General features: G+C 49.6%; 1 protein-coding gene. It reads right to left on the bottom strand.

The annotated features are described in order from the left end of the window. On the bottom strand, positions 1-1,000 hold a 1,000-nt coding region (glpX, locus tag R7P69_RS25170; RefSeq protein ID WP_318121824.1), incomplete at its 3' end, for a class II fructose-bisphosphatase. Positions 1,001-1,068: the final 68 nt, after the last annotated feature.

The following is a 1,068-nucleotide window of genomic DNA, read 5'->3' as shown; positions in this document are numbered from 1 at the left end:
TGATATCGCGAACTTCTGGATCTTTACGCTCTAAGTAATGGGTCGACTTGATACGGCGAATGGTACGGCAACGGCCTCGCACGAGTAGCGTCTCTGTTGTCGCAATATTACCTTGGCGAGAAATTCCCTCTAGCAAGTCACCTTTTGTAATGCCTGTTGCTGAGAAGACGACGTTGTCGCTGCGCGCCATGTCTTCCATTTTTAGGACGACGTTGGCTTTTACGCCCATTTCTTCACAACGTTGTAGTTCAGCTGCGCCGTAAATACGGTTTTCTTCTGTGTCGCCTTTCACTTCGTGGCGAGGCAGAAGGCGGCCATGCATGTCACCATCAAGTGCGCGAATCACCGCTGCGGATACCACACCCTCTGGTGCACCACCAATGCAGTACATGAGGTCCACTTCACTATCTGGCATACACGTTAGGATAGAAGCAGCAACGTCGCCATCTGGCACCGCGAAGACACGCACACCCATCGCTTGCATTTCAGCTATCACATCATCGTGGCGAGGTTTTGCTAGAGTGATGACAACCAGAGTGTCCAGCGTTTTATTCAGCGCGCTAGCAACGTTTTCTAGGTTTTCTTTCAACGGCTTTTCTAGTTCGATCACGCCTTTCGCACCTGGGCCAACAACCAGTTTTTCCATGTACATGTCAGGTGCTTTTAAAAAGCTGCCTTTTTCACCCGCGGCAAGCACTGCCAATGCGTTCGATTGACCCATTGCGGTCATGCGTGTGCCTTCAATAGGGTCAACAGCGATATCCACTTCATCGCCACCTAGACCAACTTTCTCACCGATGTATAGCATTGGAGCATCATCGATTTCACCTTCACCAATGACAATTTCACCACTGATGTCTGTTTTGTTCAGTAGAGTGCGCATAACTTCAACAGCAGCGCCATCGGCTGCGTTTTTATCGCCACGGCCAAGCCATTTGTAACCAGCGAGTGCAGCACCTTCAGTTACACGAGAAAATGCCATTGCTAAATCGCGTTTCATGATGTCTCCAAGTAAGCAATAGGGAAGAGGAATTTGCGCGGCGATTCTATCACAACGGCAGTTAAACG

Origin of the sequence: Vibrio sp. 661, assembly GCF_033339315.1 — a bacterium.
Classification (GTDB): Bacteria; Pseudomonadota; Gammaproteobacteria; order Enterobacterales; family Vibrionaceae; genus Vibrio; species Vibrio alginolyticus.
The sequence above is the reverse complement of the archived record's forward strand: the minus strand, read 5'-3'. Positions and strand labels throughout refer to the sequence as shown.